Raw genomic sequence first — 15,667 nt, forward strand, 5'->3', positions numbered from 1 at the left:
CAATGAGAAATTATCTTTATTCAACTATTTTAATCATTATTCTTTTATTTGTATGGGAAATGGTTGCTAGGTTTGTAAATACATCGTTTATTTTACCATCACCTATTGAAATTACTATTAAACTATGGGAGCTAAAAGAAGTGCTTTTGCTACATCATCTTCCCGTTACACTTGCTGTCATTGCTATAGGTCTTGGCATTTCATTAGTGTTTGGGATTACCTTAGCGACAAGTATGAACATATCAAAAACGTTAGAGCAAGCCTTTTATCCTATATTAATTACATCGCAAACGATCCCTATTATTGCACTGGCACCTATATTTGTACTTTGGTTTGGCTATTCCATCTGGAGTAAAATTGTTGTGACGATTATCATTACTTTTTTTCCAATCACAGTAAGTACATTCGATGGATTTCGTTCAACAAATAAAGAACTGAAAGAATTATTTCAAACACTTGGTGCATCTAAACGTCAACTTTTTTTCAAGTTGGAAGTTCCATCTGCCCTCCCCTCCTTCTTTTCAGGACTAAAAGTAGCCGTACCAATGAGTGTCATTGGGGCTGCGATTGGAGAATGGCTCGGAGCACAGGCGGGATTAGGTTATTTTAGCCGCCGAATGATGACACAATTTGATGGAGCAGGAGTTTTTGCTCCAATTGTTGTCCTTTCTTTTATTGGAATTCTTTTATTTATTGCAGTCGTGTTATTAGAAAAATATTTGTTGAAATGGAGAAGATCTTAACGTGAAAAATTTATCAGTAATGTTTAGCATATTAATGATGTTTACCATTCTAAGTGCTTGTGGAAATGAAAATGAAAAACAAGGTACAGAGGAAGGAGAAAGTACAGACGAAACTAAGAAAGTATCAATCATGCTTGATTGGTATCCAAATGCGGTACATAGCTATTTATATGTTGCAGAAGAAAAAGGTTACTTTGAAGAAGAAGGAATCGACGTCGAATTTCAGTTTCCGGCAAACCCGACAGATCCTCTAACATTAGCAGCATCTGGAAAAATTACAATGGGATTATATTACCAACCCGATGTGATTATGGCAAAAGCAAATGAAAATATCCCTGTTAAAGCTGTGACCGCTATCGTTCGTGAGCCGTTAAATCACGTTGTTTACCGTTCGGATGCCCCGATAAAATCTCCGAAAGAATTGGAAGGCAAACAAGTAGGGTACCCCGGAATTCCTATTAATGAAGCATTAGTTAAAACAATTGTTGAACATGACGGTGGAGACTATGACCAAGTAGAAATGTTTAATGTAGAATTTGAATTAGGCTCATCTCTTATTTCCGAGCAAGTAGACGCAGTTAGTGGTATGTTTGTCAACCATGAAGTTCCACTTTTACGCAGTGAAGGTTACGATGTTGATTTTATCAACCCGGTAGATTACGGGGTTCCTAGTTATTATGAAGTTGTCGCTGTCACAAGTGATGAAACATGGGAAAAAGAAAAGGAAAATATCGAAGCATTTTGGCGGGCTGCACGTAAGGGATACGATTTCATGGTTGAAAATGAAGAAGAAGCGTTACAAATTTTACTCGACAACCAGGACGAAGCGAACTTTCCTTTAGATAAAGATGTAGAAACTGAGAGTTTAAATATTTTATTACCAAAAATGGAATCGGAAGAGGAATTTGGTACACAAGAAAAAGCCTCCTGGGAAGAGACAGCAAATTGGTTACAAGAATATGGATTAATTGAAGAAGTTCCAAACATTGACGACATATTTGTTAATATTGAACCATAACTGTGAACTACTCACTACTTAACTAGTGCTTGAAGTAGGAACTGCTCACTTTCACGACAAAAGCACCCTTCAAATCCCATGAGCGTCACTTCGGGCAGTTTCTACCCTAGATGTCCGTTAATACGTAAGTTTCTTTCATACCTTAGAATATTTTAAACACGGAAGGGGTTTTGGCTTGGTTTTCGCATCATTATTTCTCCGTGCAACCCTATATATCCAGTTATCAAAGAACACCTCATACCATGAGTGTGACATATGTTCGGTCAAGTACATCTAAAGACGTCCTTGACCGAAAGCCAATTCATCTCCACCTTAACGTTGGGCTATTGCCCTTCTCACGTTTGAAGATGGAGACTTCTTGGCTACATTCGTTAAACATAAGAGACTGTTTAAAAAGTTTTTGAACCATAAAGAAATCCGAATTATCATTCAAATTTTTTCCATCAAAATTTGTATTTTCTCGGCGGAAATCTCCCTCGCTGATACATCGCAGTTTATGGAAATGAGCTATAAAGTTTTCAAATATAACCAAAGAGAAGAATCCGAACTAGTAGTTCAGTCCCACGTGTCTGAAGACCTCGCAGCAGGTTAAGAACGCAGCGTCCTGTTCGCCACACCTGGACTGTCGCTAAATGCTCGCCCCACCGTAAAGATTGCCCTTGCACGTCCTGTGCTTCGGGGCTAAAAGCAGTGCCCACAAGTCAAAGGAGACACTGTAAGAGCAAGCGATAGCGCAGCTTAAAACAGATGTCGCTCTTATACCTGTGGTGAAAGCGTAGTGTATTTCTGGAGCCGTAAGACAATCATTATCCGAAGTTTCGTAGCAGTTGATCAACTACATATTAGGATCCAAGTTCCTATCCTATCATTGTTCTTCTTTAATTGGAAAGTTTTAGTTATGTCCTTAGCCTTTTTATCCTTTTATCGCGCCTTCCACCATCCCTTTAGCAATTCGTCGTTGGAAAATGATATAAAGAACGATAACCGGAACAATCGCTATAACAAGACTAGCAAATAAAGTCCCCCATGCATTCGTATATTCCGCTTCACTACTAATATAATCAATGGCCAGTGCTAATGTATAATTTTCTTGACTTTGTAAAAAGATTAACGCCATAAAATATTCATTCCAAAATTGAATCGTATTCATAATTGTAACTGTAATTATTCCCGAAGTTGTTAAAGGGGTTATAATTTTCCACAAGACGCCATAAGGAGTCATCCCATCCATCGCTGCAGACTCCTCTAAAGATTTGGGGATAGTACTAATAAAACTTGTTAGTACAAAAATAGTAAACGGCAATTGACTAACTGCATAAACAAGCATTAAACCAAAAATATTATCCAATAAATTTAAATTATTTAATAAGAAAAATAAAGGAATCCAGCCAAGCACCATTGGGATCATCATTGCGGAAATATACAACGTAAATAAATAATTACTTCCACGAAAAGGCATTCTTTCAATTGCATAAGCTGTCGGTATCGCTAAAATAAGTGTCAATAATGCACCAAGAATAGTGACAATTAAACTATTAAAAACACTTGTATTAATATTATAGTTCGTCCATGCATGGATAAAATTTTCAAAACTAAATGATTCAGGAAACCCCCAAGGATTCCGGTAGATTTCTGCATTTGATTTAAAAGAACCGATAAACATCCATAAAATTGGGTACAGCACGGCAATTGACCATAAAACTAATGGAATTCGTATTCCAATTCGTCCAATTCTTTCACCAACTGTCGGCTTCATCGCTTTCACCTCTCTCTTTGAGCAAATCATTTTAGTATTCTACTTTTTCACGTCTCATAAAAATTTGTAAAATAAATACGGTGATTAACGATAAAACTAAAATCATTACCCCGATCGTAGCGCCATATCCGAAATGAAACTGCACAAATGCTTGTTGATAAAGATAGGAACCCATCACATGTGTCGCATTATTGGGACCACCTTTTGTCATGACTTGCACAAGGATAAAAGAGCCGTTTAACGTTGTAATCACAATATATAGAACCGCTATTTTAATTTGTGGCCAAATGAGCGGAACCGTAATTTTCCAAAATTGTTGCCACTCACTTGCTCCATCAATCTCAGCAGCTTCATAAAAACTCTTATCAACATTTGCTATTCCACCCATTAACATAAGCATAAATAGTCCAATCCCAGCCCAGATTGCTGGTAATACAATACTGGGTAATGCCCATTTTTCATCCCCTAACCAAGGCCTTGCAAGGTTTTCAAGCCCGAAAAATTCTAAACCCGAATTAACTAACCCTAAATTAGGATTATAGATAAACGTCCATAAAATCCCGATTACGACAACAGACATAATATTAGGAAAAAAGAAGACAATCCGATAAAATGGAGCTTCTTTTATTTTTAGTTGAGTTAAAGCAACAGCAAAAAAAAGTGCCATCGCCATAATTCCGATTACCTTCGTTACTACGAGAAAATAATCGTGAATAATTGTTTTTGGGATAATGGAGTCAGTAAATAACTTTTTATAGTTATCGAGTCCAATAAATGTTTTAACGTTGGAAGATCCTGACCAATCAAAGAAAGAATAATACAAACCACTAAATAAAGGATAAAGAGTAAAAATTGCAAATAAAATAAAAGTGGGCAGGATGCAAAAAGCTAAAAATAAATATCGCTGTTTCTTTGACTGAACCATCTCATTCACCCTTTTCACTTTTAGACATTTAGAAAACAGGATGGAATGAAGAAGCAAACAAATCAAGCTTCCCCATTCCATTACAATCCTTGCTACTCTCGATAATCTGCCGCTGCTTTTTCTGCCGCTTCAGTAAATTCTTCAGCAGTCATGTTTCCAAGCATCAGTGACATTAAGGCATCACCAACCGGAGTTTCCAAATCTGCACTCATTGGGTGAGGTTTTTCATAGATCTTTACTTGATCTGGATCATTAATCATCGCGTTTGCCTCTGTTAAATATGCTGGAACTTGGTCATTTTCTGTTAAATCAACACCTGTCAAATTCATTATCGCACCTGTATGTTCTGAAAATGACATGGCATAATCTCTTGTGAAAACAAATTCTACAAAAGCTTTTGCAGCTTCAGGATTCTTCGCTTCTTCGGCAATTGCCAGTGGACGTAAATCTGGTACAATTGCAAATGGCTCACCGGCATCTTGCATTGGTGATGGTATAAATCCGAAATCAAACCCATCTGGAATATCATTTGCCATTTCATTTGGTAACCAAAAGCCTACCGGGATAAATGCGTTATCATGAAGCAAGAAATTCATTTGTGATTGCGTATGGTTCAGTGCACCTAACCCAGAATCAAACATGCCCTCTTTCTGCATTTCCTCTACTTTTTTCATTGTTTCAAGAACAACATCACTCGTCCATGCCCCTTCTTTTCCTTGAATGACATCAGCGAGTAATTCCTCTCCCCCAGCTGCTCCAAATGCAGGGAATAACATACCTCTTAAGAAATAATACGGATGCTGTCCGCTCGTTACAAACGGGTCGATTCCTTCTTTATCTTTAATTTCTTTCATCGATTCCATGAAACTATCAAAATCTGTCGGAACGGTATAACCTTCTTCCTCAAACCATGCTTTATCATACCATGTTCCCCAAGTATCAAAAACCAATGGTAACGAATAAATATCTCCGTCAAACGTACCTGGCTGTACAATAAAACTGTCAATTAGTTTATCGCCATTTTCTAGTTCAATATCTTGCACCCATTCCGTTAAATTCATTAACTGTCCGTCTTCAACCATCTGCGTTTCACTTGATCCCGCACCATCAATATAAACTACATCGGGCGGATCATTGGCTACCCAACGGGAGCGCATTTCGTCGTTAATGTTTGGACCGGCATGTTCAATAATATTTAAATCCGGATGCTCAGCCTGGAAATCAGCGATGACTTCTTTCCACCAAGAATCCCCATACCCACCAACAAAGTACTGAATCTCAAGATCACCTGAAAGTTCCCCGTCTGAACTTCCTTCCTCATTTAATTCTTCTGTTGTTTCGGGGTCTGTCGTTTTTTCACTGTCACTTGCAGCATCCTCATTCGATGAACAGGCAACAATAAATACTGTCATAAGCATGATAACCAATAAAAGTAACCCACGGTGTTTTAATAAAGAACTCACATTATTTCCCCCTTTTTATCACTTTGTTTATAGCAACTGTCTACAATTGGTTAGCTAATAAACGAATCGCCTCCCTTACATAGCCATTACTTGCTTCAAGGGCCTCATCTGCTTCTTCAAAAGAAACTCCCAATTCTATCATAATGATTGCCGGTTTTACCTTGTAATTCGCTGCAACGAGCACGTTTTCTGCTTCATCATATGTACTATTGGTTACTTCCATAACTGTACGTTTGGCTCGTTCTCTAAGTTTGTAATTACTCGCATGTACATCAACCATTAAATTTTCGTACACTTTTCCTAGTTTCACCATAACGGCTGTACTAATCATATTTAATACCATTTTATGCGAGGTTGCAGCTTTCATTCTAGTTGATCCAGTTAATACTTCGGGCCCGACGACTACTTCTATCTGACAATCTGCATATTTACTAATCTGTGAATGATAATTGCTTGATAATGAGATTGTGTAAGCGCCAACATCTGATGCATATTTTAAAGCACCGATTGGATATGGCGTTCTACCACTTGCTGTAATTCCTAATACTACATCATTGGATGTGAGCGAACATTTTTTTATATCTTGAAAACCTTGACTCTCCTCATCCTCTGCACCTTCTACAGCATATAGAAAAGCCTTATCTCCACCTGCCATTACTGTCTGTATCATCTCTTTAGACACCATAAATGTAGGTGGGCATTCAGAAGCATCCATTACACCTAAACGTCCACTTGTTCCAGCTCCTACATAAAACAATCTTCCACCTTTACGCAAAGATTCGTAAATTTTATTTACAGCGATTTCGATTAAATCTAATACTTTTTCCACTGCATATGCGATCTTTTTATCTTCATTATTAATTGTTCGTAAAATCATTTTAGTTGTCATTTCATCTAAGTTCGTGCTATTTGAATTTCTTTGTTCTGTTGTTAATTTAGATAGCTCCAATTGTCTCTCCCCCAAACATCAATAATCTTCCATAAAAAAACGCTTCTCTAAACGAGTTGATAAAAGGATGATTGCATCATTTACTTATCAAATTTCACCTTGAAAGAGAAAGCGTTTTCATTTTGATGTTTTTATTTTGGTGTCATTTTTATTATTATAGGCTAATTGAACTTTTATGTCAATATAATAATGAAATTCAGTAATAAAATTTCATTATTTTAAGATTGATTTTTTAAAAAGTTAATTGCCTCCCTCGTTTCATCTAAGTAACTTATTGTATTTTCATATTCTTCCGAAGCAAGACACATAAATAAAATATCGATAATATGTAATTGAGCTATTCGAGATGAAGTTGCCGCACTTCTGAATGTAGCTTCCCTGGAAGTTGATGTATACAATTTAATATCTGCTAACTGATTTACAGGCGAGTTCCCATATCTGGTAATAGTTATTACTTGAACATTTTTGCTTTTTGCTAGTTCTAATAACTTAACTACTTCCTGCGTTGAACCTGAAAAAGAAATACCTATAACAACATCCTTCTCTCCTTTGGTGGCAATAGCAGTTGCAGCCATATGCAGATCAGCGTAAAATGTAACATTTTTATCAATGCGAGTGAATTTTTGCTCGGCATCTATTGCGGCAATGGTTGATGCACCAAAACCAATGAGCGTAATTGATTTTGCTCCACTTAAAACCTCTACGGCCTTCTGGATTTCAGACACACTTAAAATATCTGTTGTTTCTTTTAATGTTTGCATTGCATTTGTCGTAACTTTATCAACGATATCATAATAATTTTCATGCGGTTCGATATCTCGGTAACCTGATTCAGATGAATTGGTTTGAAGATCACCAGCAACTCTGATTTTAAGTTCTTGAAACCCTGAAAAACCAAGTGATTTACAAAGACGCATAACTGCTGCGCTGCTCGTTTGACTTCTTTCACCAAGTGTCATCGCCGTCTGCAAAATAGCTTCTTCAGGTTTTTCTAAAATATATTCTGCAATTTTTTTCTCTGAAGGAGGTAGGCTATTAACGACTTCTTTTAATGCAATTAATCCACCTTTTATATGTGACATATAATCACCTTTCTTTTATTTTATCGTTTTTATATTTTTAAGTACTTCTTCGTTTATCGTTATTCCCCTATTTTTAAGTGCTCCTATTACGGATCCGTAAACTGGTGGAATTTCTGGCAAACAGATTGAGATGTTGTTATTGTTTTCCAACTTCTTTTTTATTAATAAAGGTAAAATATCTTTTTCGCTAAACACTCCACCTGCAAGGATAACTGGTGTTACTTCTTGTGGACTGAATAGTTCTTTATTTACAGTCATCACATTAAATGTTAGTTGTTCGGCAACATCATGTACAATTTTAAGCGCAACTCTATCTTTATTTTTATAGGCCTTAAATACGTATATGGAAAGAGGTGCGATTTCCTTTTTTGGAACGTTTGATTTATAAATTTTCTCAATCATTTCTCTTCCAGTCTTTACTTTAAAATGAGATAAAAGTAAATCTTTTAGTACTGTTTTTTCATTCCGTCTCTCCTCTAATTCTAAAACTGAAACAATCGCTCTTCTGCCTAAATCATAACCACTTCCCTCATCACCAAAAAGATAACCCCACCCTCCTAATCGTAATTCAAGACCTTTGGCATTTATTCCGTAAGTAATCGATCCTGTACCTGCGATTTGAACAATTCCAGGTTTACCATATGTTCCAGAAAATAATGCATTCATTGTATCTGATACAATTTCAAAAGGTACAGATATTTTTAGTGTTTCTTTAAAAATGGAGGAAACTAATTGCTTTTGCTTTGAAGTACCAACTCCAGACATACCTGCGTAAATATATGTCACTTGACGAAAGGCTTTCGGCGCCTGTTCTTTAAGCAGGTTAAACATTCTTTTAATATTTGCTGTTAACTCTTTCTGATGAAGTGTGTTGGGATTTGTTGTTCCTATGGTAGCTTCAGTAATAATTTTTCCTGTTTTATCAGCAATAACAGCTACCGTCTTCGTCCCGCCTCCATCTAAACCAATGACATATTCCATCCTTATCATCCTTCGTTTAGCAATATGTTGAATTATATAGTGAACTACATCGCCATTAAAATGGCGCGCTTCAAGTTCTACGCTATGAACTGTTGTCCTTTAAACGTATAGATTGTCCAACACCACTACTGATTGAGCATTTAGCTCTTTCAGATACTTTTTGCTAATATTGATTGCTCCATCTACATCGGCATTGATAACCGTTTTACAATCTCTACAAACATACAGACCTCTGCATTGTTTTATTGTATTTGCTTTTTAAGAAGGGGTTATTTATTTAGTTTAAAACTGTAAATTTAAAGGATCAAGACATGCGTCGTAAGAACTTTATCATGTTATTTACATTTTTTATAGCTATATTCGGAGCACTTCTTGTAACGATGATAAATAAAGAATTTGATAAGAGTCTATTTTATAGAACTGCACTCATTTTGTATTTTTTATTATACACCTACTTAAAAAAATTAACTGGTTTCCATATTTCATGATTTTTAGTGGCTATACAGCAATGATCTGCTATATTGTCGTTTATGGCGGTGGGCTCCATACTCTAGGTATTTTCTTTTTTTACTTTTTCTGTCAACCGCTCATTTTATTACCCCTGTTTTCATTCTAAGTTATATAGTTGGAACAATTGGATTAACAATTACATATCAGTTTCCTGAAGCTTCACAAGCAGCAGTGATACAAAGTAACTTCCTTGCATTTTTAGTAGCCTACCTATTAAACGGCATAGTTTCGTTGATTGTTATCCGTCTTAATCAAGAAATTTAGTCAAATCGTAACTTTACTAAAAAATAGAGAGAAAGATGCTGATGAAAAGATAAAATAACATGCTTTACTTGAGGCTAATGTTAACACGATGATCACTTACATTACAAATGTGAATAATCGTCTCCAAAACAATGTAAAGACACAAAATGAACTATTCAATGTCATTTCCGAAATCGCTAATGGAAGTACTAAACAAAGTGACCGAATTGTAACAATTTCAGAAAATGCCCACAATACGTCTGAACAAATAACGCTGCACTAAAGCCAATGAATTTTAATTTAGACAATGTAACTCGTCATATGGATGATACAAAGCAATTGAATGATGCCTTTAACCAAATCGCAATAAATTAAATCATCAATTTGCAAGTTTTGAAAATTTAGCAAATGATGTAGAAGATAACGCTTCTCATATTAGAATATCTACAACAAGATTTATCAGCTATTGTTCTAGAAGCTTCAGCAAGCTTAGAAGAAATGAGTGCCACAATTGATAGTCTAACCAAAGAAAGTCATCAGATTGGAGAGGATATGAAAAACACGGAGAAAATAGCAATGTGTTTATAATAACTTGGTGACATATTTAAAACTGGAAATGTTGATCCGGATACAAATTCACCATTAATCAAACGTTTGATTAATGGTCTTTCCATTTTCAATCGTTTGACCGATTACTATTCTCTTAATCAGAAATCAAAGTTAATTCTTGTAATATTCACTAAATATATGTTATTTTCGTGACAGGACTACGTTACTATTACGAGGGGGTTACATATGAACAAAAAAGTTTTTATTATCGCCATGATAACAGTAATCGGCTGGGCATCAGGCTTTGCAGCTGTCCGGTCCAGTTTACAAGGAGGCTTTTCCGCAGGTCATTTAATGTTATTCAGGTTCTTACTTGCTTCCGCTTTATTCCTTCTCTATGCACTTTATCCTCGTTCGAATTTTAAATTGCCCAAAAAAGAAGACCTTCTGTCAATTTTTATATTGGGGGTAATTGGGATTACGTTTTATCATTTTGGCGTTACCTTTGGTCAACAGACAGTTGCTGCAGGAACCGCTAGTATGATCGTCGGTTCAGCTCCAATCTTCACCACTTTAATTGCTGTATTAATCTTAAAAGAAAAAATGGATGTACTCGGTTGGATTGGGCTGGTAATCGGGTTTATTGGAATATCACTAATAACAATTGGATCTACAGGTGCCACGTTTACTATATCTAAAGGGCTTTTACTAGTATTTTTTGCAACCATTTCTACATCGTTCTTTTTCGTTTATCAAAAGCCTTTATTAACTAAATACCACCCAATTGAGTTAACGGCTTACTTTACATGGGCTGGTACTATACCGATGCTCGTTTACTTACCTGGTCTGTTTGAAACAATCCAACATGTAACACTAGAAGCCCATTTAGCGGCTATCTATGTCGGAATAGTACCTGCCGCCCTTTGTTATGCAACTTGGTCAATTGCTTTATCTCTAGGGAATGTAAGTCAATTATCAAGTTTGCTTTATTTGGAAGCACCAATTGCTATTATCATCGCCTGGATTTGGTTAAAGGAACTTCCAAGCATTTTATCCATGATTGGAGGACTTATAGCAATTTCTAGTGTTGCAATTGTCAATATTATTGGCAAGAAGAAAAGGAAGACTAAAGCAGAGATACGTGCATAACTGTCTTTTATAAGAAAGGTTTGATTGTATGAAAATTTATGTGGATGCAGATGCCTCTCCCGTTCAAGAGGAAGTAATAGAAATTGCATCAGAATTCAATTTACAAGTAGTAATGGTAAAAAATTTTTCTCATTTTTCCCACGACAAGCATGCATCTCATGTCAAAACAATTTATGTCGATAAAGGATCAGATGCTGCTGATTTTGAAATCATTAAACGTGCTAAAAGTGGCGATATCGTCATCACCCAAGATTATGGGCTCGCCTCTCTCTGTTTAGGCAAAGGATGTTTTGTTCTTCATCATAAAGGCTTCCAATACACAAACAAAAACATAGACAGACTTTTATCTTCTAGGCATGCAAGCGCTGTGGCTAGAAGAGGTGGTCAACGGACGAAAGGACCAAAGCCATACACAAACGAAGATCGGGAAAAGTTTAAACGATTATTAATTCAATTAATTAAAGAAACTGGTTTTTTCTAATGGGCACGTAATTATGGCTATTTTCAATAAATTGAAAATCTATACAAAACAATTTAAAAAAGTGGTATAATTGGTAGTGTTATAAATTAATCGATACGGGTAGTAATTTGTCGAATTATTTTGTAAAGGAAAAATGAGGTGACGTTTTGGGGAAAGAGATATCAATTGGATTATTAGGATTAGGTGTAGTTGGTTCTGGGGTAATTAAAATTGTTGAAGATCATCAGGAAGAACTAATGCACCAACTCGGTCGTGGGGTGAAAGTAGAAAAAGTGCTCGTTCGAAACATAGAAAAAGCACGTCAAATTGAACTTGACCATAGCTTACTTACAACGGATAGTGCAGACGTTCTTGCCAATCCCAATATAGATATAGTAGTAGAGGTTATGGGCGGAGTTGAAGATGCCCGTGAATATATTTTAGAAGCATTAAAAGCAAAAAAACATGTTGTTACTGCGAATAAAGATTTAATCGCTTTACATGGTCCAGAGTTAGAAGAAACTGCTCGCCAAAATGGTTGTGACTTGCTTTATGAAGCAAGTGTCGGCGGTGGAATTCCATTATTACGTCCTTTAACCGATGGGTTTGTATCAGATCGAATTCAGCAAGTAATGGGAATTGTAAATGGTACAACTAACTATATTTTAACGAAAATGGATCAAGAAGGACAAAGTTATGAAGATGCTCTTCAAAAAGCACAAGAGCTTGGTTTTGCAGAAGCTGATCCAACCGCAGATGTCGATGGTCTGGATGCAGCAAGAAAAATGGTAATTTTAGCTCGGCTTTCTTTCTTTACTAGTGTAGAACTTGAAGATGTAGAGGTCGAAGGTATTTCTAAACTCTCCCTAGCAGATATTGAGTATGGGAAGAAATTAGATTTAACAATGAAACTAATCGGGTTTGCAAACCGCCATGACAATCAAATTGAAGTGAGTGTACAGCCGACGTTCTTATCGAAAAACCATCCGCTCGCTGCAGTAAAAGATGAATATAATGCTGTTTATGTTAACGGTGAAGCAGTTGGAGAAACAATGTTCTACGGTCCAGGTGCAGGAAGTCTCCCGACAGCAACTGCGGTAATGTCTGATGTTGTGGAAGCTATTAAAAATATGCTTTTAGGAGTTAACGGGAAAAAATTTGTTACACCACGTTTTAAAAAGGAACTAACACCTGCGAATAAACGTTTTAGCCAGTTTTACCTGCGCTTGCATGTTAAAGATGAAATCGGTGCTTTCGCTTCTATTTCTGATTTATTTAATCGATTAGGAATTAGTTTCGAACGTATTTTGCAAACTCCTGCTTCAAAAGGATTCGCAGAAATTGTCGTCGTTACACATAAAACATCACTAGAAAACTTCCAAAAAGCAATGAACAAATTAGACCAATTACAAGTAATCGATACAGTGGAAAGTTATTTCCGTGTTGAAGGAGATGCATAATACAATGAACTGGCAAGGACTTATCAAAGAATACGCAACGTTTTTACCGGTAACGGAAGAAACCCCTGCACTAACTTTACACGAAGGCAATACTCCTCTGATTCACTTCCCACATATTTCAAAAGAACTCGGGATTGAATTATACGGAAAATATGAAGGATTAAACCCAACTGGTTCTTTTAAAGACCGCGGTATGGTAATGGCTGTAGCAAAAGCAAAAGAAGCTGGAAGTAAGTCAGTTATTTGTGCTTCTACCGGAAATACATCTGCTGCAGCGGCGGCTTATGCTGCCAAAGCTGGAATGAAGGCAGTTGTCGTCATCCCCGAGGGAAAAGTTGCGATGGGAAAACTTGCACAAGCAGTTATGTATGGTGCCGAAATTGTACAAATCGCTGGTAATTTTGATGATGCTTTAACGATGGTACAACATATTAGTGAACAGTATCCTGTTACACTTGTAAACTCTGTGAACCCTTATCGTCTTGAAGGTCAGAAAACGGCTGCCTTTGAAATAATTGACCAGCTTAGTGGAGTTGCACCTGATATTCTTGCGATTCCAGTTGGAAACGCTGGAAATATTAGTGCTTATTGGAAAGGTTTTAAGGAATTTCACGAAAAGAAACAAACTGCTTTACCTAAGATTTATGGTTTTGAAGCAGAAGGCGCTGCGGCGATTACGAAAGATGAAGCAATTAAAACTCCTGAGACAGTAGCGACTGCAATTAGAATCGGAAATCCAGCTAGTTGGCAACTGGCCACTGCTGCAAGAGATGAATCTAGCGGAATGATTACATCTGTTTCGGATGAAGAAATTTTAGAAGCATTTAAAATACTGCCTGCTAAAGAAGGTATTTTTGCCGAACCTGGTTCATGTGCTTCCATTGCTGGAGTATTTCAACAAGTTAAAGCGGGTACGATTGCCCCAGGTAGCAATGTTGTCGCAGTTTTAACTGGTAACGGATTAAAAGACCCACAAACTGCAATCGATCAAATTACAATTGATCCTGTTTCTTTACCAAATGATGAAGAAGCGGTAACAGATTATATTAAAAAAACGGTAGGTAACTAGTATGTTTACAATATCAGTTCCTGCTAGCTCTGCAAATATTGGACCTGGTTTCGATTCCGCAGGCGTTGCAGTAAGTCGTTATTTAACATTACAAGTAAGAGAAGCGGATGAATGGCAGTTTATCCACACAACATCACTCATCCCTACTGTTCGCAAATTTGAAGATCATTTTATTTATAAAGTGGCAAAGCAAGTTGCGGACTGGCATGACTGCACTCTCCCTCCTGCCGAAGTCACGATGGAAAGTGAAGTCCCGCTTGCACGTGGTTTAGGAAGTAGTGCATCTGCCATTGTCGCCGGGATTGAACTGGCAAATCAACTATGCGACTTAAATTTATCAGAACGGGAAAAATTGGATTATGCAGTAAAAATTGAAGGACATCCAGACAATGTTGCCGCCTGTTTACTTGGTGGTTTCGTAGTAACTGTAAAAATGAGAGAGGAAGCAAGTTACAAAAAGCTTCCTGCAATTGATACCGATTTAGTGGTTTACATTCCGAACTTTGAATTGAAAACAGAAGATGCAAGGAAAGTTCTCCCTCAAAACTTTGGAATGAAAGATGCAGCAACAGCTAGTGGTGTTAGTAATTTAATGATCTCTGCTTTGCTAACAGGAGATTATGAATTAGCAGGTAAAATGATGGAGAGCGATTTATTCCATGAAAGCTACCGAGCAAAACTTATTCCAAATTATTTCGACATCCGTTCAAATGCACGGAATTTAGGAGCTTTCGGAACAGTAATTAGCGGGGCGGGTCCTACGATGATCTCATTTGTACCAAATGGGGAAGGCGAAGAGATTGCAGCGGAAATGCAACGCTTACTGCCCGACTATGAGGTCGAATCCCTTAAACTTGATGAAAATGGTTTGCAGGTAAAAGTAAATATTAATAATTAAAATGCTCGAGTCAAAACGAACCCGAGCATTTTTTTATTCCACACCTTCTTTTATATTTAGATTATTTAACCAGCCAATTCGAGATTTAACCACGAAGTTCGCTATTTATCCACGCAAAACGTAGAATAACCACGGGAGGACGCGTTGTCCAGCCAATTCTGGATTTAACCACGGAGTTCGCTATTTATCCACGCAAAAAGTGAATTAACCACGGGAAAACGCGTTGTCCAGCCAATTCAGAATTTAACCACGAAGATCACTATTTATCCACACAAATAGTTAATTAACCACGGGAGAATGCGTTGTCCAGCCAATTCAGAATTTAACCACGAAGTTCGCTATTTATCCACGCAAAAAGTAGAATAACCACGGGAGAACGCGTTGTCCAGCCAATTCGAGATTTAACCACGAA

Annotated in this window: 13 protein-coding genes; 7 read left to right on the plus strand and 6 right to left on the minus strand. The window is 36.8% G+C overall.

Translation table 11 applies throughout. From position 1 onward, the window contains the following. Nucleotides 1–2: 2 nt before the first annotated feature. Nucleotides 3–743 carry an ABC transporter permease gene (locus tag SPD89_RS16640; RefSeq protein WP_336263072.1) on the plus strand — a complete coding sequence of 247 codons (741 nt, stop codon included), beginning with the start codon at nucleotides 3–5 and terminating at the stop codon, nucleotides 741–743. 1 nt (nucleotide 744) lies between these two features. Next, nucleotides 745–1,761, plus strand: a complete 1,017-nt coding sequence (locus SPD89_RS16645) for an ABC transporter substrate-binding protein (RefSeq protein ID WP_442961184.1) — start codon at nucleotides 745–747, stop codon at nucleotides 1,759–1,761. 913 nt (nucleotides 1,762–2,674) lie between these two features. On the opposite strand, the gene SPD89_RS16650 is transcribed toward SPD89_RS16645, so the two are convergent. The 6 genes from SPD89_RS16650 to SPD89_RS16675 form a co-directional block, all read right to left on the minus strand. Next, the gene (locus tag SPD89_RS16650; RefSeq protein ID WP_336263073.1) at nucleotides 2,675–3,517 is read right to left on the minus strand and encodes a carbohydrate ABC transporter permease; all 843 of its coding nucleotides are present in this window, start codon (nucleotides 3,515–3,517) and stop codon (nucleotides 2,675–2,677) included. Nucleotides 3,518–3,548: 31 nt separating this feature from the next. After that, entirely contained in the window at nucleotides 3,549–4,442 is an 894-nt protein-coding gene (locus tag SPD89_RS16655) for a carbohydrate ABC transporter permease (RefSeq protein WP_336263074.1), read from the minus strand. A 92-nt stretch (nucleotides 4,443–4,534) separates the two neighbouring features. Further along, on the minus strand, nucleotides 4,535–5,905 hold the full coding sequence (locus SPD89_RS16660) for an ABC transporter substrate-binding protein (RefSeq protein WP_336263075.1): 1,371 nt from the start codon (nucleotides 5,903–5,905) through the stop codon (nucleotides 4,535–4,537). Between the two features lie 40 nt (nucleotides 5,906–5,945). Beyond that, nucleotides 5,946–6,854, minus strand: coding sequence for an N-acetylmuramic acid 6-phosphate etherase (gene murQ, locus SPD89_RS16665; protein ID WP_336263076.1), 909 nt, complete (start codon nucleotides 6,852–6,854; stop codon nucleotides 5,946–5,948). Between the two features lie 218 nt (nucleotides 6,855–7,072). Next, nucleotides 7,073–7,936 carry a MurR/RpiR family transcriptional regulator gene (locus SPD89_RS16670; protein WP_336263077.1) on the minus strand — a complete coding sequence of 288 codons (864 nt, stop codon included), beginning with the start codon at nucleotides 7,934–7,936 and terminating at the stop codon, nucleotides 7,073–7,075. Between the two features lie 15 nt (nucleotides 7,937–7,951). Next, nucleotides 7,952–8,917 (minus strand): N-acetylglucosamine kinase, encoded by a 966-nt coding sequence (locus SPD89_RS16675; protein WP_336263078.1) that lies wholly within the window; start codon nucleotides 8,915–8,917, stop codon nucleotides 7,952–7,954. Nucleotides 8,918–10,465: 1,548 nt separating this feature from the next. Between SPD89_RS16675 and SPD89_RS16680 the strand changes: the two genes are divergently transcribed. From SPD89_RS16680 to thrB, 5 genes are all read left to right on the plus strand, one after another. Then, a complete protein-coding gene (locus SPD89_RS16680; RefSeq protein WP_336263079.1) occupies nucleotides 10,466–11,368 on the plus strand; it encodes a DMT family transporter in 903 nt (300 codons plus the stop codon). A 28-nt stretch (nucleotides 11,369–11,396) separates the two neighbouring features. After that, a complete protein-coding gene (locus SPD89_RS16685; protein WP_336263080.1) occupies nucleotides 11,397–11,849 on the plus strand; it encodes a YaiI/YqxD family protein in 453 nt (150 codons plus the stop codon). Between the two features lie 146 nt (nucleotides 11,850–11,995). Then, nucleotides 11,996–13,288, plus strand: coding sequence for a homoserine dehydrogenase (locus SPD89_RS16690; RefSeq protein ID WP_336263081.1), 1,293 nt, complete (start codon nucleotides 11,996–11,998; stop codon nucleotides 13,286–13,288). 4 nt (nucleotides 13,289–13,292) lie between these two features. After that, nucleotides 13,293–14,357 carry a threonine synthase gene (gene thrC, locus SPD89_RS16695; RefSeq protein WP_336263082.1) on the plus strand — a complete coding sequence of 355 codons (1,065 nt, stop codon included), beginning with the start codon at nucleotides 13,293–13,295 and terminating at the stop codon, nucleotides 14,355–14,357. Nucleotide 14,358: 1 nt separating this feature from the next. Next, nucleotides 14,359–15,255 (plus strand): homoserine kinase, encoded by an 897-nt coding sequence (gene thrB / locus SPD89_RS16700; RefSeq protein ID WP_336263083.1) that lies wholly within the window; start codon nucleotides 14,359–14,361, stop codon nucleotides 15,253–15,255. The last annotated feature ends 412 nt before the right edge of the window (nucleotides 15,256–15,667 follow it).

This window comes from Pseudogracilibacillus sp. SO30301A, from assembly GCF_037072025.1.
In the GTDB taxonomy this organism is placed as follows: domain Bacteria; phylum Bacillota; class Bacilli; order Bacillales; family Amphibacillaceae; genus Pseudogracilibacillus.

What these genes read in the sequence shown, in the direction of transcription:
- SPD89_RS16640 (WP_336263072.1), top strand. Translation starts at nt 3, where the DNA reads ATGAGAAATTATCTTTATTCAACTATTTTAATCATTATTCTTTTATTT.
- SPD89_RS16650 (WP_336263073.1), bottom strand. Translation starts at nt 3,517, where the DNA reads ATGAAGCCGACAGTTGGTGAAAGAATTGGACGAATTGGAATACGAATT.
- SPD89_RS16655 (WP_336263074.1), bottom strand. Translation starts at nt 4,442, where the DNA reads ATGGTTCAGTCAAAGAAACAGCGATATTTATTTTTAGCTTTTTGCATC.
- SPD89_RS16670 (WP_336263077.1), bottom strand. Translation starts at nt 7,936, where the DNA reads ATGTCACATATAAAAGGTGGATTAATTGCATTAAAAGAAGTCGTTAAT.
- SPD89_RS16675 (WP_336263078.1), bottom strand. Translation starts at nt 8,917, where the DNA reads ATGGAATATGTCATTGGTTTAGATGGAGGCGGGACGAAGACGGTAGCT.
- SPD89_RS16680 (WP_336263079.1), top strand. Translation starts at nt 10,466, where the DNA reads ATGAACAAAAAAGTTTTTATTATCGCCATGATAACAGTAATCGGCTGG.
- SPD89_RS16685 (WP_336263080.1), top strand. Translation starts at nt 11,397, where the DNA reads ATGAAAATTTATGTGGATGCAGATGCCTCTCCCGTTCAAGAGGAAGTA.
- thrC (WP_336263082.1), top strand. Translation starts at nt 13,293, where the DNA reads ATGAACTGGCAAGGACTTATCAAAGAATACGCAACGTTTTTACCGGTA.
- thrB (WP_336263083.1), top strand. Translation starts at nt 14,359, where the DNA reads ATGTTTACAATATCAGTTCCTGCTAGCTCTGCAAATATTGGACCTGGT.